The sequence below is a fragment of the Clostridium drakei genome (assembly GCF_000633595.2).
Taxonomy (GTDB): Bacteria; Bacillota; Clostridia; order Clostridiales; family Clostridiaceae; genus Clostridium_AM; species Clostridium_AM drakei.
The window spans coordinates 119,942-141,375 of the sequence record NZ_JIBU02000013.1; the positions used below are offsets into that span (position 1 = coordinate 119,942).

Here is a 21,434-nt window from a genome sequence, read left to right on the forward strand (position 1 = left end):
AAGCTTTGTCTAATTGTGATTGTAATGCTTTAACAATAGCATCTCTAGAAGATTTCTTTTCTGCTACACCATTAGTATTTATACCCAAAGCTTTCTCTTTTGACAAATCAATAATTGCAGATTTATTTCCTAAAGTTACTGTTGTTTTTGTATCTGTTGCTGTAGTAATAAGATCATGACCTGATTTTATATCTGCTCCATTTGTTGCAACATCTATATTTCCAGCACTTCCTGCTAAACCTAATGCTCCTAAAGCAGACCTAGCTGCTGTACTTGGAGCCGCTACAACTACAGAAGAATTCAAACCTTTTGTAGCAGATTCAAATTTAATTTTGCCATCTGAATCTAAGCTAGCTTTTACTTTTCCAACTAAATCTTTATTACTATTGATTTCACTATTTACTTCATTAACAAGATCTTGCTTTGTAGTATAAGTTCCTGCCTTTAATGTTATTGTATTAGCATCTCCACCATTTACAGAAATGTTGAATTGATCATTTACGTTATTAGCAATAACGCTTCCTGCACCTCTTGCCATAGTTGAACTAGTACCTGCCTTAATTACATTAGCCACGCCTGAAACTTTTTCTGTAGCATTCGCTGTAGCACTACCAAATAATGTTGTAGCTCCAAATCCTGTACCACCATCTGCAGCAGTAAGTGTAGCTGCATTGAGTCCAGCTTTAGTACTTAAAACGATTTTGCCATCTGAATTCACATTTGCTACAATATTGCCTGTTCCAAATTTTGTATCTAGTGCACTATTCATTGCAGTAACAATTTCAGCACCAGTCTTACTATCACCTGCAGCAAAACCTAAATCAATAGTAGCTTTTGTACTACCAACAGTTAATTCAAACTGATCTGTAGTAGCACTACCAAATGTTATACTAGCACTATTAACATCTAAACCAGTTATTCCAGTTTCTCTATCTGTAGCTTGGAAACCCATTGCTGATAAAGCATTATCGGCAGATGTAGTAGTTGATTTTGCAACTGTAAACGTCATATCTCTTCCAGTTTCAGCTGAAGTTATTTGAAGTTTATTATCACTTGTAATAGAAACATTTACTTTTTCAAGTTTTGCTTCAGTTACACCAACATTTGCATTTATTGCATCTTGAACTGCCTTTGCAAAGTCTGTTCTGCTGTATCCACCATCAGCACTATCAGCTATTTTAACATCAGCCAGTGCAGTTCCATTCACTGTTATATCAAAAGTTGAATTTACACCATCTTTAATAGTAGTTCTTTCTGATACTTCTAATCCTCCAGTTTGAGAATAACCAGTTCCTTCAACAGCAGTAATTGCTTCTTTATTGGTAATTGTATCTCCTGCTTTTAACATAGCTCCAACAGCATCTATGTCACCAACACCGAATTTACTTGTTGCTGCTTCTGTTCCTTGTGAAGTTTTAGCAGCACTTAAGCTACCATTTAATAATTTCTTTGTGTTGAATTCTGTATTTTCAGCTATTCTGTCTATTTCTGATTTTAATTGTGATACTTCTTTTTGCATTTGAGTTCTATCAGAATCTGTTGCAGTATCATTTGATGATTGAACGGAAAGCTCTCTCATTCTTTGAAGAATAGATTGAGTTTCATTTAAAGCACCTTCAGCTGTTTGAACCATAGAAATACTGTCTTGAGCATTACTTGAAGCTTGATTTAAGCCTCTGATTTGTCCTCTCATTTTTTCTGATATTGCAAGACCTGCTGCATCATCACCAGCTCTGTTTATTCTAAGACCTGAAGAAAGTTTCTCCATAGATTTTGATGTGTTTGAGCTGTTAGCTCCCATTAATCTTTGCGCATTCATTGCGGATAAGTTGTGATTAATTATCATAATATTTCCCTCCTTGATTTTTGCAGCACACTTCCTTGTGTACCATAATCTTATTTTTTAATTTATAGTTAAGCTAAAAAGCTTACTAACGGTTATTTGCTTGAGCTGGCCAGCTCCATTTTTTGCAATCACTTATATAATAAAGCCTTTTTCGGCTTATTATCCAATCAAAAAAGAGTGCATTCTTTCGCTTACATGGCGTCCTGCCAAACTGCGAAAATAATCCACTCCTCCTGAGTTTACTTATATTCAATTTTGTAATAAATGGCTTGTCTACTTTACTGCAATTTTTTGCTGTTCTTCCCAAACTTCACCTCTGGTGATTTTTACATCCTTTGGTGCTTCTATTGCAAGTCTTAAATCTCCTGCATCACTTTTTACAACCTTTACCTTTATACTGTCACCAATTATTACATATTCTCCCGGCTTCCTGCCTAAAACTAACATATTACTCCCTCCTTGAAGCAATAAAAAATGGACGATTAACACACCTATCATCCTCTGCCTCCTGCAGAATTAGATAAGTCTATTAATCGTCCATGATTACTTACTTTATATAATTTTACTGTTCTAGTAAGATTTTCGATAAACTAAAAAATTACTTTATAGCTTATGTAAAATTTTTTATGTTTTTAAAAATATTTTTTTATATTATGTCAAATTTCTCCCCTTGTTATCTCTATATCTCTGGGAGCCTCTATAGCAAGTCTCAATTCACCCTTTAAACTTTTTATAACCTTCACCTTAATTTTGTTATCAATAACTACATATTCTCCTGGCTTCCTGCCTAAAACTAACATATTTCTACCTCCATGTAAAAAATTAGCATTTATCGTTAAAAGCACCAAGGAATATTATACCTTATTTCATAACAAATTTACAATACATTAGATATATGAAATTTTATACGTCTTTTTGTTAATTCTTGATTAAAATAGTCATATGAGCCATAGTTCCATATCCATTTCCTTTTAAAAGATTAAAAACATGTTTTAAAAATTCTTTATTATGATCTATTGCTTTTGTAAAAGCTTGCACAACTTCTATCACTTTATCTGTATTAAATTTTTCTTTGTATAATGAAGCAATGCCAATCAAATGCATTTTAATCATAGCATAATGAACTATGAACATTACATAATTGTCAAACATATTATTATACTGTCCTAAAGGAAATAATTTTTTAAAAACGTAGTCTACCAAATAGTTTTCTAATATATATTCATGCTCCTTCATATAAGGCATATAATATTTTTTGCAGCCTTCACTATACCTTAGTGATATTTTTTCTATAGTAGATTCTCTTGTATAAAGAATTCCTGTAAGAAATTCTGAGTAACAGTTAAAGTATTTCTTACTTCTATTTCCTGCTAAAATTTTAATGTCACAAAGCTCTTTTAATAATTCCATCTGCATTGCATCACTACTTGGCATATTTTCTAATATATCTTTAAATTCTCCTGTAACAATTAGCTTAGTGTAATCTTCTATTAATGCTAATACATTTTCCACTTCATTTTCCTTATAAAGCTCTTGAATTTTTTGATAAAACATTCCGAGTATTATAAGTCTCTCATCAATAGTATAATCTCTTGCTTTTAAAACCTGTATAGTAAAAGTTCTCAATTTCCAAAAATATTTTTCTGATTTATTTTTAAATTTAAACTCTTGAAAATTAAAATTGTACTCAATAATATTCCTAATATTGCTATTTTCCTCAATTTCAAAAAAATTAATGCCTTCTTCCTTTAATAAAGCCAGCCTTGCAATTTCCGGACAAGATAATGTAGCTGATCTTTCAAAACTGCCATTTACTACATTTACGCTTCTTGGATATGTGGAACATACATTAGATAGATATTTTTCATCCAATACTTCTTGAATGCTACAGAATTTTTTTTCATTTAAAAATGGACAACAATCATTATCTAACATTTTTATTTTTGCATAATTCTCATTGGTTCCATTTGAACGATTTCTACTTATATATTTTTGTAGTTTTTCTTTTAATTCTTGGTTCCTCACATTTTTATATTTCATATTGGTTTCTTTATCTATTGCAACATTCCATCCTATACAACAGTTATCTTCACATTGTGCTCCTATACATTTAAATTCGTTCATATATTCTGGTACAAGTACTTTTCTCTTTTTCATTGTTAGAGTCACCTCATAAAATAAATAATTTTATTTTAAAAGAGGCTTTGTAATACAAAGCCTCTTTAATTGAATTATCTTAATAATTGTAATACTTGTTCTGGTTGTGATTTTGCTTGTGCAAGCATTGCTTGAGAAGCTTGAGAAAGTATATTGTTCTTTGAGTACTCTGTCATTTCCTTAGCCATGTCTACATCTCTAATTCTTGATTCTGATGCTGTTAAGTTTTCTGATGAAGTTCCTAAGTTATTTATTGTATGCTCTAATCTATTTTGGAATGCTCCAAGCTTAGCTCTTTCATCTGAAACGCTTTCTAGTGCATTTTGAATTACAGAAATTGCACTTTCTGCACCTGCCTGTGATGATATATCTACAGCATCAAGTTTTAATGCCTTTGTTGTCATTTCATTAATGTCTATATTCATTGTCTGTCCTTGATTTGCTCCAATATGAGAAACAAGTGAGTTATCACTAGATGCATCTTGTGCTTGTTGTGTTACATTAAAGTTTCCAAATACTTTGTTGAAACCTGGTACAGTAGATGTATCTGTAGCAGATTTTTGTGCTGTAAATTTCAAGTTTGAAATGTCCTTAGTAGAACCAGTTGCTCCTTGAATGCTTAATTTGCCTGTTGCTGCATCTAAAGAAACTGTAGCACCTTTAAATGCATCTAAATTTCTAAGTGTATTTTCAATATCTGAAAGTGTAGTAGTATTTGTAACTGTAAGGCTAGCTTCAAAAGAAGAACCATTTTGTGTTCCATTTACTTTAATAACATTTCCAGCACTTAATCCTAGATTATTGCCATCTGCATCAGCTAAATCCGTTACTAATGTATTATTAGCAATAGTATTGTCAATTGCATCTGTACCTGCTGTAGTTGTATTAGTTCCTGAAGCGCTTACTGTAGCTGTTTTAGCAGCACCAAATAATACTGTAGCTCCTGTATTTGCACCATCTGCAATAGAGAATGCTGCTCCACGAGTATTATTAGAAATACTTAAAGTATCTACTCCTGCTGCTGTAGTAGAAGTATTTACTGTTACTGCACCTTGGCCAAAAGCTGTATCCAATTTAGATTGTAATGCCTTAACAATAGCATCTCTTGAACTTACAACGGATCCACCAGTCGCAGTAGTATTAATTCCTGTTGCTCCTGCAAGGTCAATAGTAACAGTTTTATTTCCTAAAGTAACATCCATCTTTGTTGCTGTAGCAGCGGCACTTAAATCAACACCAGCTTTAAGATCAACAGTTCCTGTAACTCCTCCTGCTACACCTGCATATCCAAGAGCACCTAATGCACTTTGATTAGCAGCTGTAGGACCGCTTACAATTACATTGGAAGTAGATCCTGTAGAAGTAGAAACAAATTCTATTTTTCCGCTGTTGTCAGAAGCAAGCTGTGCCTTTACTTTTCCTACAAGTGAAGCATTACTATTTATTTGATTATTAACTTCTGTAACTAAAGCATCACGTGTTGCATAGTTTCCTGCATTTAATGTAATTGTTTGTGCAGCACCACCATCTACGCTAATATTAAACTGATCATTTGCATTTTTAGAAATATAAGTACCTGCTTTTGTAGCTTCTACTGTATTAACTCCTTTTGCAGTTATGTTTGCAGATTGAGCAACATCTGAAGATGTTAAACTTGTACCAAATAAATTAGCAGAACCATCATCTGCACCAGTAGTTGCAGCTGCAATAGCAAAGCCTCCTGCTGCAACATTTGATGTAAACTTCAAGTGACCGTTTCCATCATCACCTACTGTAACAGCTCCTGAACCTGCTCTCTTATCCATTGCTGTCTGAAGTGCTGTTTTAAGTGCATCAAATGTATATGTGGTACCAGCAGTCAAACCTCCATCTGCAACTAAATCTACGTCCGCTATACTTTTATTACCTAAAGTAACATTAAATCTAGAATCAGCAACAGCAACTGTTATTCCTGCTGACAAATCAACATTACCAGTTACAGTAGTTTGCTTATTGTCAAATCCCATAGCTTCTACTGCACCTTTATTCGCACCTGCAGTAGTAGGAGCTGAAATAGCTACTTGTAATGTAGCGCTGCTTCCTGTAGCTGCAGTAGTAAATTTAAGGTGATTGTCTCCAGTTAAAGATACATTTACTTGGTTGAATTCAATTTTTGAATCTCCTGCATTTGTAGCTTCTATCTTTGCATTAATTGCTGTACTTAAAGCAGATGCAAACTCTGAACGAGTATATCCTTGAGTTGTACTTGCTCCTATAGTAACATCAGTATATGCTACTCCATTAATATTAATGTTAAAAGTATCATTTGTACCTGTCTGTATTATTGTTCTTTCATCAAGAGCTGCTCCCGCTGTAGTAGAATAACCTGTACCAGTTGTTCCTGCTGCTGCATTACTTAGCACTACTGCTAAACCTGCTTTAGAAGCACCTGCTGTTGCTGCTGTTGTTGCTGCATCAAATACAGATGAACTTGCAGCAGTTCCTTGTGCTGATTTTGCTGCACTTAAGCTACCATTTAACAATTTTTTTGTATTGAATTCTGTGTTTTCAGCTATTCTGTTAATTTCTGATTTTAACTGGGATACTTCTTTTTGCATTTGAGTTCTGTCTGAATCTGTTTCAGTGTCATTTGCGGATTGAACTGAAAGTTCTCTCATTCTTTGAAGAATAGATTGAGTTTCATTTAATGCACCTTCAGCTGTTTGAACCATAGAAATACTATCTTGAGCATTTCTGGATGCTTGATCTAAGCCTCTGATTTGACCTCTCATTTTTTCGGAGATTGCAAGTCCAGCTGCATCATCTCCAGCCCTGTTTATTCTAAGACCTGATGAGAGTTTTTCCATTGATTTTGATGTAGCTGTATTATTAGCTCCCATCAATCTTTGTGCGTTTAACGCAGGTAAATTGTGATTAATTATCATAATAAATTCCTCCCTGAATTTTATTGGGCGTCCATGCCCGTTTATTTATAGTTAAGCTTTGATTAAGCTTACTAACTTAATTAAATTATTGTATTATTTTAAATCACATTAATTTATTCGAAAAAAATTTTTAAACCTTTATAACCTTTTTTAAATTATTTAGACTTTTTTGCATAATTTTATGATTTAAGGTTAAAATCTTTTATTAAATATTGTTGTTTGATACAATCTACTATTATAACTTTTATTGGCAATTCTACTATTGGATATTTTAGACAATTCCTTTTTCAAATTATTTCTTTTCTCATACATAAGTTCTGTTAATTTTTTTTGGAATGCAACTATATTAAGCTCTTCTGTAAAATTTACAAACTGTTCTTTTGTATATTCTATATTTGACATAGAATCTATTATTTCTTGTCTTTCATCTAACATGATCTGAAGGATATCATAATCTTCCTTTTCAACGGCTTCTATAAGCTGCAAAGTACAATTTTTGTATTTCGTTAAAGCTTCTTTTAAAATTTCATTTACATTATTTTCTATCATATGAATAACCTTACTTTATCATTTATTTTGATAATTGCTGTGACAACCAACTTGCTTGTGAATTTAATCGTGTCATAGCTGTTTCCAATTTAGAAAACTTTTGATAATAGGATTCTTCCTTATCGTTTAGCCTTTTAGCCATATCCTTTATAGTTGAATCTTCTTTAGTTAACTGTTTAGTTAACTCATTAGTATAATATGTGGTTGATCCATCATAACCCGCTTTCTTTAAAAGAATACTGTCTGCTGTAACTGCATTATCACGGAATGTGTCACTTAATCTTTGGAATACACCTGTATTATTATATTTTTGTTTAGAATCTGTTATGGATTCATCAGGACTTCCTTGGAAGAAATTCATTACCTGATCTCCCTTTGTTTCTAGTGCTTCTCTTAATTTACTTTCATTTGCTATTTTTATTTGTCCTGGCTTTTCCATAGTTGATGACGAACTATCAAATCCATAAGTATCTAAGCCTATATCCTGAAGTGTTAAGCCTGAGGATTGCACTTTGTCAGTAAATGCTCTTCTCATATTATTTAAAAGGCTATCAAGCTCATTTTCATTAGATAAAATACCTCCCTTGGCCTTTGTTTCCCAGGTTTTAATTTGTTCATCAGTCATAGATTCTTTTTGAGAATCAGTTAAAGGCTTGTAATCATAATCCTTCTTTCCATTTGCCATAGTATATATCTTATCTACCAATTTGTTGTACTTAGTTATAAATGCTTTTATTTTATCTACTGCACCTTTTGAATCTGCTTTTACAGTTAAAGTTTCTGTATATGGAGTGGGATGTCCATTTACATCTAGGGTAGCAGCAGGATCCTTTAAAATACTATAAGTCATATTATCAATAGTAAATGTATTACTTGACTTTGTAACCTCACTTGCTGATTCTCCTGGTGCTGTTATAGTAAGTTTAGCATCCTGACCTGTAGCTGTAGTAGTACCATCACTAGTACCTATTCCCAAACCGGATAATCCTACACCTTCATTATGGATAGAAATATTTTTTTCTGCTCCTGAGCTTCTTGTTTCAATAATAACTTTATGATTTAATTCACTGAAACCAACTTTATAGTTATCGCTTAAAGCATTTCCTGCACTATCTTTGGTATTATTTATGGCATATATAAGATCATTTACAGTTTTGTCTCCATTACTATTATCTAATACTATTTCATGGTTATCTATTACAAATTTTAATTGAGTTTTCATGTTTGAATTTATATCTGATAACTTACTTGTAGTTGTGGCATCATTAACTACATTATTGATTACATCTGCACCATTTACTTTAGTAGTAACTTGTGTGGTTGCCTTTAGTGCAGAACTTGGCAGTCTGGCTGTTTTAGCCATCTGGTTTACAGTTACTACATAAGTACCTGTAGCAGCACCAGGAAGACTTGTTCCATTTACTAAGGTACTTTGACTACTATTTGATGAAGTTGCACTTCCTGCAATAACTGAAGTCCCTGTAAGAGATTTACTACTTATCATGTTAGTTTCATCTGGAGAATCTGATAAAAAGGATGAATCTCTCAAATCCCTTATATCTTTTATAATATCCCTATAAGCTTCCTGCTTCCACTGGGTATATTGCCTCTCTTGCTTTAATTTATCTAATTTAGCATTTTCACCAGACATCATTTGCTTAACTGCAGCATCTACATCTATACCTGATGCTTGTCCAGTTACTCTAAGCTTACTGCTAGCAGCAGTAGCACTTGATGAACTCACTCCACTTACGCTAGACATTCTTATCACTCACCTTTTAATTTATTTGGATTTTTTTGAAACCTTATAAGCTTCTTCCCACATATCTTTTATTTGTTCAATAACAGGCAGTATCTCATCCATAATTGCAGCATCTTTTTTTATATTAGCATCTGTTAGTCTCCTAGTTATAAAATCATATACTCTCATAAGATTTTTTGCCCATTCACCACCTGCATCTACGTCTAAAGTAACCATAAGCTCATAAAATATATTTTGACATTTCACTATATTTTCATGTGATTTTGAAATATTTTTATCTAAAATAGCTTGTCTTCCTATTTTGGCAAACTTCACCGACGCTTCTACTAACATTAGCAACATTTGTTCTTTTGAGGAAAAATTTACGCTATTATTTTTATAAGTATTATATGCATTGGCTCCGTACATATATAAACACTCCTTTAAAATTATTTTCTTGTATCCAATATATTACCCTTTATTTCATCTTTACTAAGGTTTTCTACATCTTCCTTATAAACTGATACCTGCATCTCATCTACCTTTACTGCATCTACAGAAATTTTATTTTTATTTCTTTGCTTTTCTAGCTTTGAACCAAAATCAGCATCACCTTGATTTTTTTTATTTCTATCCTTGTTGTCTTTATTTATGGCTATGCCTGTCTTATTATGAACCTTTCCTGGTTTAGTTGTATCTTTTACTCTTTGCCTTACCTCAGGATCAATTTTATTTAACCTATATTCCATAAAAATCCCCCCTCATAATTAGCTAGAAAAAACTAATTATTAGTTTTAGATCACAAGAAAATAATAAACCTCAGTTTCTAGTTAATAATTTATACTTTTTCATCAAGAAACATTCCTGCCATTTCACAAAATTTGTCTATCATATCTATTATCTTTTTGGGAGGTATCTCTTTTATAACTTTTTTAGTATTATTATCTATAATACTTATAGTTATATCTTTAAATTTTCCATAGACTTCATATTCTGCATGAGTAGACTTATCTTCCATTAACTTATTAAATTTATCTACAGCTTTTTTTGCATCCTTTTCAGATACTTTGCCTATATCAGTTTCAGAATTTGAACTTGTTTGCACACTTTGTGAACTCTTTACTTCATCCACTGAATTATTAAAATCTAAATTTGTCTGTCTTCCTTGACCTACATTTCTAACTTCCATGCTAACACTCCTTATTTAGAATTAATAAATTTTATTTTCTATCTTTTATACTTTTTAATAATTTTATATCTAAAGCTGCAGCATTTTTATTTTCCTGCTCAACTTCTTTATATAATTCTTTTCTTAATATAGTTACACTTTTAGGTGCAGATATTGAAAGCTTAACTGAACTATCATCTATTTTTACTACAGTTACTTCTATATTCTCACCTATAAGAAGTGATTCATTTTTCTTTCTGCTTATAACTAACACTAAACTCCCCCCTTAAATAATGGGTATTTTATCGGATAATTAGGGTTATCTAATATTATTTGTTCCCCTAACCTCATCTTTATATTTATTATTATGGGAGCTTTTAAATTCATAGTTATATTTTCTAATTTTGAGTTTAATGTTACTGTATTTACTACTAGAATATCTTCATAACTTCCTATTTGGAGTTCTTTTTTTTTCTCATCATCTAACTTAAATTCATAATTTTTTACTAAACAGAAGGGAGATGCTACTATGATACCTGTACTTGGATCTTCTATAGATTGCAATATATTAAACATTTCATCATCTTCTACAGAAAATAATATAAAATTTTTTAAATCTTCAAATCCTGGTATTCCTTTTTTAAATGTTACCACATCTTTTTCATTATATTCTCTTTCACCATAATATTTAGTATTTAATTTCATAAAAATCACTCACACCCCCTTTTAGAAAATTGCAACAACAAATATATGACTATAGTTACAAATTGTTCATTTGTAACTTTATCTCATATAATCCATAAGCGTTGGTTGAAGAACTTTCGCACCAGTTTGAAGTGATGCTAGGTATACAGTTTGCATTGTAGCTAATTCCATAGTTTTTTGTGTTATATCAACACCTTCTGTTTTCGTAAGTATTTCACTCATGTCATAGTTTCCCATTTCATTTTGAGATTTGGCACTGTCCATTCTAACTTGCTTTGCACCTACTTCTGAACGAACTTTTAAAATCTGCTTCATAGCTAAATCTATATCTGATAAATCTTTAGTATTTAAAGCCTTTGTGGCATCACCCTCATTTGCATTTCCTGCATCATCTTTTCCATCTAAATGATTTACAATTCTTGAAAGCAAACTTCTTACATCCTCATCAGATGCAGCACCATATTTAATAACACTTGTAGCTGATACATTGTAGTCAACTAAAACTCCCTGAGATATTTCTGTTTGTCTTTTTGTACTTATCATATCAAATTGAAGTGCATCCTCAGAGCTTGGATCCGTATTTGCCACACTTGTATCTAATTCTGTTTTATCTGCTTTGCAGTAAATAAGTCTTGCATTTCCTGAAGATGTACAGTCAAAAGTATAAGTACTTCCATCTGTAGTTTTTTTGCCATCTTTATCATATGCCGCTGCTTTATTAGCTGAACCATCTTTTATTGAAAAAGTTAAATCATTGCCTACATTAAAAGTACCATCTGTACTAATTTGAATAGCTGATGGAGAAATAGCTTTAAAAGTAACTCCATTATCAGTACTTTTTAATACATTAACTTTTGTAACTTTATTAGACTTATTTACTTCTGCTATTTCTATTTTAAAACTAGCATTACCTGAACCATAAAATTTTCCATTTACAGTTCCTTCTTCACCAGAAGTTTTACTTACTGTTCCAACTGAAGAATCCATTGATGCATCTACTGGCTTTGAAGCTCCTTTGGTACCACCGAAAATATATTCTCCTGCAAAAGTAGTATTTAATATTTGGCCAATTTGTCCTATTTTCTGATTCACGTCATCCTTAATTTTAATTCTTTCATCAGAGCCATAAGCTGCATTTCCAGCCGCTACTATTTTTTCCCTTAGTCCTTGAAATACTTCACCTAATTCATTTAAAGAAGTATCCGTTACGTCCAGCCAGTTTATCGTATTAGATATATTCTTGTTATATTGTGTATTTGCATCTATAGCTGTATGCATTTGCATAGCCCTAGCTACATTAAAAGGATCATCAGAAGGTTTTGTAAAATTTTTTCCTGATGACATTTGCTGCTGAATTTTTTGTAAATTATTTAAGTTAGTAGTCATATCAGTTAAATAATTATTCGCAAGCATCTTATTAGTAACTCTCATTAAAATCACCTCATCTTTTTAGTAACAAGTAATTTGTTTCTACTTCTTAAGTCCATTTATTACTACATCCAAAAGTTGGTCTACAGTAGATATAAGCTTAGCATTGGCTTGATAACAATGTTGATATTGAACTAAATTTGCAAATTCTTCATCTAAAGATACTCCTGATACAGAATCTCTTGACTGAGTAAATCCGGCTAAAAGAGTTGCCTGGTTTGTCACAGTCTTTTTAGCTTCCTGTTCCTGAATTCCTAATCTATCTACAGTATCTTTAAAGTAGCTGTCTAGAGTCATTCCACCTGTTTTATTTTTTATTACATTTAATCCTGTCTTTCCATCTAAAGTAAGCACATCACTAACAAAATCTGACTTCTTATTTTTAGTAGCATTATCAGAATCTATATTTTGAATAGTCATAAGACTATCTCTCAACGTTTGTACTGCTACAGCTCTGCTGCCATCACTTTCACCTGATACAGGTCTATTATTTCCATCATACTTGGCTGCAGCTTTTATCTTCATTGGATCATCTATTATAGCTTGATTTATAGTAATATTTCCTGCCGTAATATCTTGTTCTGCTTCTTCTATTTTACTTAAATCAGTACCAGTATACACTCCCTTTTTTTGAGCATCTGCATTTACAAAGAAATTATTTACTTCAACAACCTTACCTCCACTTGTAATATCTGCAATTGTATCTGAACTTTGACTTGATATTGCATTAACAGAAAAAGCTAAGGCTTTTGCAAATTTATTCATTTGACCTTCATAGGTATCTATATCCTTTTGAACAGACATGTATCCTTTAAGTTCTCCTGAAGGTGGTTGAAACATTTTTAGATTTTCAAATTTTACCGAACTTCCTTGTGGAAGATTACCTGATACTATTCCTTGAGACTTAGTTGAAGTATCGACATTAAGTGCTACTCCATCATTATCTGCCCATAAAACTCTACATTCACTTAATTGTTTCACCTTATCTGCTGCAGTAGTCTTGACTCCATTTGCATCTGTACTATCTTGTATATCTACAGTTATAGTTACAGCATTGTTGCTATCTTTTTTATCTCCATTTTTATAGTATACTATAGTATATTGACCTGCATCACCAGCTTTTTTGCCTTCTGGTGGATTTATAGTATCTACATAAGAAAATCTACATGCTTGATCAGGGTATTGTGCCTGTACAAGATTAAGGTTAGTTGTACCATCAGCAGCTAAAGGAGGTCTTCCGTCATCTCCTGCTTCTTTAGATTTTGCATCATCAGATGTTGTTACATTATTTCCTTCAAATTGTTTTCTATCTATGTTTATTCCAAATTTTTCACTTAACTGATCTAAAAGTAAATCTCTTCTATCCATTAAATCGTTTGGACTATTTCCTGCTACTCTAACCTGTATTATCTCTCGATTCAATTGATCTATTTGCTTTAATTTACTATTTATGTCAAATACATCGTCCTTTATAACAGTCTGAGTATTTTCTTTTAATTTTTCTAATTCATTATAAGTATGATTTAAATCAGTAGTAAGAGTTAATGTGTTTTGTGCAACTATAGATCTTGAATTTGATTCCTTTGCATTTGTTCCTAAAGTATTCCATGCATCAAAGAAGTTTCCTATATCTTTAGATATACCAGTATCTGTAGGTTCGTTCATTATATTTTCTAACTGACTTAAAAACTTATCTCTACCTTTATATTGTCCGTCAACACCTTTTTCTACTCTTATCTGATAATCGAGAAAACTGTCTCTTATTCTATTTATTGCAGTTACTTCAACACCAGTTCCTAGTTGTCCTGGGCCTACTGCATTATTTGCACTAGGCATAGGAAATGGCTTAGTAGTTTGTAATTCCGCTCTTTGTCTTGAATATCCATCTGTATTAGCGTTAGCTATATTGTGGGATGTTACATCTATACACCTTTGTTGAGTAAACATTCCACTTTTTGATATATTTAAAGTTCCAAATAAACCAGACATTGTGTTTCCTCCCTATTTTCTTCTTCCATATGAATTGTAAGTTTTAGGTGCTTTATTAGGATTTAAAAAATTAAGCATTTGAGTTGTAAAACCAAGCTGCTGCTTAATTAAAACATCATTTGTATCTTTTTGAAGAACTACCATATCCAAAAGCTTCTTTATGTTTCTATAATTCTTTTCAAGTTCTACATCCTTAAGCTCCAAAACTATTTCGCTCATTTCTTTACCATTAGTTAAACTTCTTCTTTTCATTTCAAGGGAAGCTAACACTCTACTGCTTTGTTCTATCTTGCTCCTTACAGCATCCAGTGCAAAAACTTCCCTCTTCGTTAAATATTGAAACTGTTCATCTAAACAAGATAGCAGTGTTTGAAGTGCTTTGTGTTCTTCATTCATTACTGAATTCAATTCAGACGCGTTCATCATATACCTCCATTTTATATTTTCATTTCTTCCATGATCTTTGCTGCAACTAATTTTGAATCTATATTATAAGTACCATTTTTTACTTCATTAGTTAATCTCGCTATTTTTTCCTTAGAATTTATGAATTTATCATCTAATGAATAGGAGCTCAAGCTTTTACCTATTGAGGATATCTGAACAGTATCATTCTTTTGAACTTGATCCTTTTTTTCTATACTTTTCTTGTGTTCTGAATAAAGATTTATAACTTTATTCGGATTAATTCCATTCACTTTCATAATTATACACTCCTAACATTTATCAAGTGAAACAACTTCTTTTCTATGCATCGCTAATAGTATTATCGGGTATAAAAATCCAATGTTTATACCTGATAATAAAAGAAAAACCTTTATTTTTACTTCAAAATCCCTTTTTTTAGATACTTTAATAAGAACATAAATTTTATTAAAATTTTAAATTTAAAAATTAAATAAAAAACAGCCTTTTTAAGGCTGCTTACTTTATTTTAAAGATCTAATTCTTTCTTCGCTACTTATAATGCTGGTAATTCTTACACCAAAATTTTCATCTACTACAACTACTTCACCATAAGCTACTCTTTTTCCATTTACAAGTATTTCCACAGGTTCTTCTGCTAATTTATCTAATTCTATTAAAGATCCTGTTCCTAAATTTAATATATCCTTTATATTCTTTTTTGTTCTTCCTAGTACTACAGATATATCTAAAGGTACATCTAATATTAAATCTATATTCTTAGGCATTTCTCCACTTGGTCCTACTGGGGCTAAAGGCTGAAATGCTGCTTGCTTAACTTCAACATTTGGAGCGCTTGGTGCTTCTATAGTTTTTTCATATATAACTTGTTGTGCTTGTGGCTGCTGTGGTTGACTTTGCTGCACTTGCGGTTGTGTCACTGGTGCTTGCTGTGGTGGAGCTGCTTGCGGCTCTGCCTGCTGAACTGGTGCCTCCCCTTCAGGAGATTCCTGTCCCATCATTATTGATACTATCTTTTTCGCTGTAGCTATTGGCAATATCTGCATTATAGTACTATCTACTAAATCACCTATTGCTAAAGAGAAGGACACTTTAATTATTGGTTCATCATCCGATATACCTTTAGCCACAGGGGATTTTAAATCATTCCATATTGTGGATACAGGTGGTGATATATTTACTTCTCTCATAAACATGGTAGCCATAGATGTTGCTGCAGAACCTATCATTTGGTTCATGGCTTCCGATACAGCACTAAGTTCTATTTCAGATAATTCCTTAGGATCACCTTCTACACTTCCATTTCCACCCATCATGAGATTTGCAATTACAGCTGCATCTGTAATTTTCATAACAAGAAGATTTTCTCCAACTATACCGCTTACATACTTAACTTCCAAGGCAACATTTGGAACTTCAAATTGATCTTTTAAATCCTTTAATCTGGTTATGCTTACTATTGGAGTAGTTATATTTACCTGTTGATTGATTATTGTAGAAAGTGCTGTGGATGCAGAACCCATAGATATATTACCAATTTCCCCTAATAAGTCTCTTTCTATATCCGTTAATGCAGGTAATTCTGATTTATCTGATGCTTCTGGTGTTTCCTCTGAAGTTTTTGTTTCTTCTGATGGTTCAGGTGGTGTGTCTTCGCCTCCCCCATTTAAAAGTGCATCTATTTCTTCTTGTGAAAGAAACCCATTACTCATAATTTTCCACATCCTTATCTATAATATCTAGTATCTGAACCCCCATATTTTTCCCCAATACTCCTGGTTTTCCATAGCAATATGGTTTATCTTCCACCATTAATTTAATAGGCATATTTGCTTTATCATTTAAGGTCAACACATCACCTACACCTAATCTTAAGAAATCATCTACAGTAATATTTGTAGTACCTAACACTGCAGTAAGATTCATATTTACTATATTCAATCTTTGTCTTAACTTCGCTCTAGATTCCTCTAATATTCCTTCATCGTTACTATCTTGGAACCAATATTGTACTACAAGCTTATCTAATACTTTTTCTATACTTAAATAAGGTATACATATGTTAATAAAGGTGCTGCTTTTGCCCATTTCTACAGAAAAAGTTATTAAGGCTACTGCTTCATTCGGCGCTAAAGTCTGATTTAATGCTGGATTAGTTTCTAATCCTTCTATTTCAGTATTAACTTCAAGCACGTCATCCCAGGCTAATTTCAAATTAGATATAAGTCCTGTATTTATGACCATCATAATGTTTTTATCAATGTCTGTAAATTCTCTTGCTTTATATTTTCCCGTTCCCTTTCCACCTAAAAGCACATCTATTATTTCAAAAGAAAATTGTGGATTTGTTTCAAACAATACAGATCCATTTAAAGGCGGCATCTTAAACACAGTAAGGATTGTGGGATTTGGCACAGAGTGAATAAACTCTTCATAAGTTATTTGCTGTACAGACTCTATTTTCACTTTTACATTACTTCTTACCTGTGCAGTTAAATAATTTGAAATTATTCTAGCATAGTTATCATGAATAAGTTCAAGCGTCCTTATATGATCTTTTGAAAATTTTTGAGGACTTCTAAAATCATAAGGCTTAACCTTTTGTTTTTCTTCTTCTTTTGGTACTTCATCTGGAGTTAATTCTCCAGCAGACAAGGCAGCTAAAAGAGCATCTATCTCGCTCTGCGATAATACATCTGCCATTCTCTTCCCTCATTTCCTATTAAAGAATTTCTAATTTGAAAGAAGTTTATCTATATCTATAAGTGTTACAATTCTATCTTTAAAATTTATAACTCCTTCGATATAAGCTTTTTTACCATCGTTTATTTTTTCTATTATTCCTTCTTCCACTTCTAAAACTTCATCCACTTGATCAACTGTTATTCCTACTAATTCATCTTCCATTTCTAATATAATTATATTACTTTGTTTTTCTTCAGATTTTGATACATCTAATAAAAGATTTATATCTAAAAGTGATATTACATTACCTCTTAAATTTATGAGTCCTTTTATATGTCCTGGTGCATTTGGAACTTTTGTTATTTCCATGGCATCATTTATACTTTGAACCTTTGCAGTTTCTACTGCAAACTGTTCGTTATTTAACTTAAATACAACAACCTGCATTATTTAACACCTCCACATTAATTGCCGCAAAATACTGTTTTTACTGCAGCACTCTTAACTTCTCTATATTTCAATTCCATCATAACTTAATTGAGAATGGAAAATTTAGCATGGAGAATTAATGCAAACTTTAATATAAAATTTAATATCACTCAATAAATTCTCGTCTAAATTTATAATATCTTTATATGCCATAAATAAATTTTAGCTAAATTTTTATTTCCAATTCTCAATTCTATAAGTGACAGATAACTTATTTTGTCATCTGCCACCAAAAATTACATTTCTATCCTATTACTTTTTTAATAGCTTCAAGTACCCTATCTGGTTGGAATGGTTTTACAATAAAATCTTTTGCTCCTGCTTTTATTGCATCCATAACCATTGTCTGCTGTCCCATAGCTGAACACATTATTATTTTAGCTGATGGATCAAATGCCTTTATTGCTTTTACAGCTTCTATTCCATCCATATCCGGCATAGTTATATCCATAGTTACTACATCTGGTCTTTCCTTTTTATACAATTCTACAGCTTTTAGTCCATTATTTCCTTCACCTATTACTTCAAATCCATTTTTTTCTAATATGTCCTTTATCATCATTCTCATAAAAGCAGCATCATCAACAATTAATACTTTTGACATTTTATTCCCTCCAAATCTATTTACTCCTGTTGTTATTATTAAACTCCTAATGCACTTAACATTTTCTCAAGTGAACCAGGCATTGGTACATAATAAAAGTGTCCACTTATCTCCATTTCAGATTCACCCTGAATAAACATAGTTTCTATATCAAGTACATAGTCATCAAATTGTCCTGATTCTATAAAAGTTGTAGAAAGTATTGCCCCTAACATGTCATAACTTACTGCTGGAACAGAAGGCATTATAGCTAGTCCAGTAAATCTTGATATAGCATTCATATATGAGCTAGATATTATATTACCTATTTCACATATTACAGAATTACCCATTTCGTTTAAAAATTCTTCTTTTTCACCGGTTAAGGTTTCCACTAAATTTAGTGCAGTATCTTTTTCAAATACAAATAATATATTACCCGGTGCTTCACCTAAAACTCTCACTATAACTCCTACAACTATCTCGTCTCCACCTATACTTGAAAAAATATCATCAAAAGGTACAATATTTATGTCAGGAACTGTCATATCCACTTTTCTATTTATAAGTTGTGACAGTGCTGTAGCAGCATTCCCTGTACCTATATTTCCTACTTCCCTTAGTGCATCAAGCTGTAATGGCGTCATGTCTTGATAGCTCATATACTATTTTACCTCCCTACACTAAAGCAGCAACGTCTAGTATTAATGTTACTAACCCGTCTCCAAGTATTGTTGCTCCTATATATTCTTTTAATCCTTGAAGTGTTTTTCCAAGAGGTTTTATAACTATTTCCTTTTGTCCAAACAATCCATCTACCATGAGTCCTACAGTTTTTTCTCCAACATTTACTATTACTATATAGTTTTTAGCAGTATCCTCTTTAGATAAGTTAAGTCTATTACTTAACCTTACAAGAGGTATTACATTGCCATTGTGTATTATAACTTCTTTATTGTTAGTCATTTTAACTAAATCATCACTATAATCTATAACCCTATCTATGTATCCTAATGATATAGCCATAGTTTCAGTTCCAACCTTAACAAGTAAAGCTTGAATTATTTGAAGAGTTAATGGAAGCCTTATTATAAAGGATGACCCTTTATCTTTTTCACTTATTAAGTCTACGGTACCACCAAGAGCCGATATTTTAGTTTTTACTACATCCATACCAACTCCTCTACCAGAAATATCCGTAACCTGCTCATTAGTACTAAAGCCCTGCATAAAGATTAAGTTTCTTATATCATTGTCAGACATACCTTCTGTATTTATTCCTAATCTTTCTGCTTTAGCTTTTACTTTATCTACAGGTACTCCAGATCCATCATCTTCTACCTTTATTACAGCTTTAGTTCCTTCTTGATAAGCTATAAGTTTTATTTTTCCAACTTCACTCTTACCTTTAGCTAATCTCTCTTCTTTTGGTTCAACACCATGATCTGCTGCATTTCTTAATAAATGAATCAAAGGTTCTCCAATTTCATCTATTACAGTTCTATCTAATTCAGTTTCTGAACCCTGTATAATAAGTTCCATTTCCTTGTCTAATTCTACAGAAAGATCTCTTATCATTCTTGGGAATCTATTAAACACAGTATCCACTGGAAGCATTCTGATCTTCATAACTAAATCTTGAAGATCTGATGTGGTTCTAGCTACCTGCTCTAAAGTTTCATTTAAATCATTCAATTTATAATTACTACTTATTTGCTCTAACCTTGTTCTATGAATAACAAGTTCTGAAACCATATTCATAAACTTATCCAATCTTTCAAGATCTACTCTTACAGATTGGTGAGCCTTTTTATGTGCTGCTTCTTTATGAGGTGCTTTTGCACTCTTTGCTGGTGTATTTGTTGCTGCTGGTTTTGGCTGTATTGCAGGTTTCTGTTCATGCGCTTTAGCCTTTACCTCATCATCTTTAGATTTTTCTTCTATTCTCTTTGCTTTTTCCTGTTTTACATCCACATCATCGATAGTAACTTTATCCACCTCTGATATATTCATCAAGCTAATACTTATATCATCTTTTTCCTTAGTAGATAAAAGTATTAGGTCTATTTCAAAGTCAAAATTTTCATTTTCTATCTCTTCTGTACTTGGTACAGATTTTATTATTTCTCCAAAATCCTCAAGATTTTTAAATACAAGGAAAGCTCTAGCAGATTTTAAAAGTGTATTTTCACTTAGGAATATTTTTATCTGATAACACCCAAATCCCTTATCTTCTGCTTGCTTTACTACATTAATATCATATTCATTTAGTTCTATATTAATTTTTTTGCCTGCTGCACTATCTTCTTTTACAGGTTCTTCAGTTTTGCCTTCCATTTGTGGATTTTCATCTGCAAATTCTTTAATCGTTTCAAGCTCATTCATTATATCAACAATTGAAACTTCATCTTCAACTCCATCAGATATATTGTTAACCATTTGTTCCAAAGTGTCAAGACATTTAAACAACACAGTTACAACTTTTTGAGTAACCTTAAGCTTTCCTTCCCTAAATTCTGATAGCACATCCTCCATTTTATGAGTAAGCTCTGCCATTTCATTAAAGCCCATAGTAGCAGCCATACCTTTTATTGTATGAGCAACTCTAAATATCTCATTTAATTTATCTATATTCTCTGGCTCCTGTTCAAGTTGAAGTAATGATTCATTTAATGTTTGTAAGTTGTCCATAGATTCTTCAAGAAACATAGACATATATTGTGAAGTGTCCATTTTATCCCCTC

20 protein-coding genes and 3 pseudogenes are annotated in these 21,434 nt (G+C 31.9%); all 23 read right to left on the reverse strand.

The features are described from left to right. Nucleotides 1-1,429: 1,429 nt before the first annotated feature. Nucleotides 1,430-1,846: pseudogene (locus EG57_RS25740) on the reverse strand (flagellin N-terminal helical domain-containing protein); the annotation flags it as partial. A gap of 273 nt (nucleotides 1,847-2,119) precedes the next feature. Then, entirely contained in the window at nucleotides 2,120-2,293 is a 174-nt protein-coding gene (locus EG57_RS0207830; RefSeq protein WP_032076687.1) for a carbon storage regulator, read from the reverse strand. A 209-nt stretch (nucleotides 2,294-2,502) separates the two neighbouring features. After that, on the reverse strand, nucleotides 2,503-2,646 hold the full coding sequence (locus EG57_RS0207835) for a carbon storage regulator (protein WP_032076688.1): 144 nt from the start codon (nucleotides 2,644-2,646) through the stop codon (nucleotides 2,503-2,505). A 118-nt stretch (nucleotides 2,647-2,764) separates the two neighbouring features. Beyond that, nucleotides 2,765-4,003, reverse strand: coding sequence for a flagellin lysine-N-methylase (fliB, locus tag EG57_RS0207840; RefSeq protein ID WP_032076689.1), 1,239 nt, complete (start codon nucleotides 4,001-4,003; stop codon nucleotides 2,765-2,767). Between the two features lie 74 nt (nucleotides 4,004-4,077). Continuing rightward, nucleotides 4,078-4,338: pseudogene (locus EG57_RS27445) on the reverse strand (flagellin); the annotation flags it as partial. A 2,232-nt stretch (nucleotides 4,339-6,570) separates the two neighbouring features. Continuing rightward, nucleotides 6,571-6,927, reverse strand: a pseudogene (locus tag EG57_RS27450) (flagellin N-terminal helical domain-containing protein); the annotation flags it as partial. Between the two features lie 192 nt (nucleotides 6,928-7,119). Then, nucleotides 7,120-7,476, reverse strand: a complete 357-nt coding sequence (locus EG57_RS0207850; RefSeq protein WP_032076691.1) for a flagellar protein FliT — start codon at nucleotides 7,474-7,476, stop codon at nucleotides 7,120-7,122. Between the two features lie 22 nt (nucleotides 7,477-7,498). Continuing rightward, nucleotides 7,499-9,238, reverse strand: a complete 1,740-nt coding sequence (gene fliD, locus EG57_RS0207855; RefSeq protein WP_032076692.1) for a flagellar filament capping protein FliD — start codon at nucleotides 9,236-9,238, stop codon at nucleotides 7,499-7,501. Nucleotides 9,239-9,259: 21 nt separating this feature from the next. Continuing rightward, complete coding sequence (gene fliS / locus EG57_RS0207860) at nucleotides 9,260-9,646, reverse strand: flagellar export chaperone FliS (RefSeq protein WP_032076693.1); 387 nt, start codon at nucleotides 9,644-9,646, stop codon at nucleotides 9,260-9,262. Between the two features lie 20 nt (nucleotides 9,647-9,666). Continuing rightward, entirely contained in the window at nucleotides 9,667-9,966 is a 300-nt protein-coding gene (locus tag EG57_RS0207865; protein ID WP_032076694.1) for a hypothetical protein, read from the reverse strand. A gap of 89 nt (nucleotides 9,967-10,055) precedes the next feature. Continuing rightward, nucleotides 10,056-10,406 (reverse strand): flagellar protein FlaG, encoded by a 351-nt coding sequence (locus EG57_RS0207870; protein WP_032076695.1) that lies wholly within the window; start codon nucleotides 10,404-10,406, stop codon nucleotides 10,056-10,058. 31 nt (nucleotides 10,407-10,437) lie between these two features. Beyond that, nucleotides 10,438-10,659 carry a carbon storage regulator CsrA gene (gene csrA / locus EG57_RS0207875; protein WP_032076696.1) on the reverse strand — a complete coding sequence of 74 codons (222 nt, stop codon included), beginning with the start codon at nucleotides 10,657-10,659 and terminating at the stop codon, nucleotides 10,438-10,440. Beyond that, nucleotides 10,659-11,090, reverse strand: coding sequence for a flagellar assembly protein FliW (gene fliW / locus EG57_RS0207880; RefSeq protein ID WP_032076794.1), 432 nt, complete (start codon nucleotides 11,088-11,090; stop codon nucleotides 10,659-10,661). Before fliW ends, csrA begins: the two co-directional genes overlap by 1 nt. 78 nt (nucleotides 11,091-11,168) lie before the next feature. Then, nucleotides 11,169-12,521, reverse strand: a complete 1,353-nt coding sequence (gene flgL, locus EG57_RS0207885; protein WP_032076697.1) for a flagellar hook-associated protein FlgL — start codon at nucleotides 12,519-12,521, stop codon at nucleotides 11,169-11,171. 39 nt (nucleotides 12,522-12,560) lie between these two features. Then, the gene (flgK, locus tag EG57_RS0207890; RefSeq protein WP_032076698.1) at nucleotides 12,561-14,507 is read right to left on the reverse strand and encodes a flagellar hook-associated protein FlgK; all 1,947 of its coding nucleotides are present in this window, start codon (nucleotides 14,505-14,507) and stop codon (nucleotides 12,561-12,563) included. A 12-nt stretch (nucleotides 14,508-14,519) separates the two neighbouring features. Further along, nucleotides 14,520-14,930, reverse strand: coding sequence for a flagellar protein FlgN (locus EG57_RS0207895; protein WP_032076699.1), 411 nt, complete (start codon nucleotides 14,928-14,930; stop codon nucleotides 14,520-14,522). A 14-nt stretch (nucleotides 14,931-14,944) separates the two neighbouring features. Continuing rightward, nucleotides 14,945-15,211: a flagellar biosynthesis anti-sigma factor FlgM gene (locus EG57_RS0207900; RefSeq protein WP_029162533.1), complete on the reverse strand. Its 267-nt coding sequence runs from the start codon at nucleotides 15,209-15,211 to the stop codon at nucleotides 14,945-14,947. 225 nt (nucleotides 15,212-15,436) lie between these two features. Next, on the reverse strand, nucleotides 15,437-16,645 hold the full coding sequence (gene fliY, locus EG57_RS0207905; protein ID WP_032076700.1) for a flagellar motor switch phosphatase FliY: 1,209 nt from the start codon (nucleotides 16,643-16,645) through the stop codon (nucleotides 15,437-15,439). Further along, the gene (fliM, locus tag EG57_RS0207910; RefSeq protein ID WP_032076701.1) at nucleotides 16,638-17,636 is read right to left on the reverse strand and encodes a flagellar motor switch protein FliM; all 999 of its coding nucleotides are present in this window, start codon (nucleotides 17,634-17,636) and stop codon (nucleotides 16,638-16,640) included. Before fliM ends, fliY begins: the two co-directional genes overlap by 8 nt. Before the next feature lie 30 nt (nucleotides 17,637-17,666). Further along, nucleotides 17,667-18,065 (reverse strand): chemotaxis protein CheW, encoded by a 399-nt coding sequence (locus tag EG57_RS0207915; RefSeq protein WP_032076702.1) that lies wholly within the window; start codon nucleotides 18,063-18,065, stop codon nucleotides 17,667-17,669. A 286-nt stretch (nucleotides 18,066-18,351) separates the two neighbouring features. Beyond that, a complete protein-coding gene (locus EG57_RS0207920; RefSeq protein ID WP_007059605.1) occupies nucleotides 18,352-18,711 on the reverse strand; it encodes a response regulator in 360 nt (119 codons plus the stop codon). A 38-nt stretch (nucleotides 18,712-18,749) separates the two neighbouring features. Then, nucleotides 18,750-19,352, reverse strand: a complete 603-nt coding sequence (locus EG57_RS0207925) for a chemotaxis protein CheC (protein ID WP_032076703.1) — start codon at nucleotides 19,350-19,352, stop codon at nucleotides 18,750-18,752. Nucleotides 19,353-19,368: 16 nt separating this feature from the next. Continuing rightward, nucleotides 19,369-21,423: a chemotaxis protein CheA gene (locus EG57_RS0207930; RefSeq protein WP_032076704.1), complete on the reverse strand. Its 2,055-nt coding sequence runs from the start codon at nucleotides 21,421-21,423 to the stop codon at nucleotides 19,369-19,371. Nucleotides 21,424-21,434 lie beyond the last annotated feature (11 nt).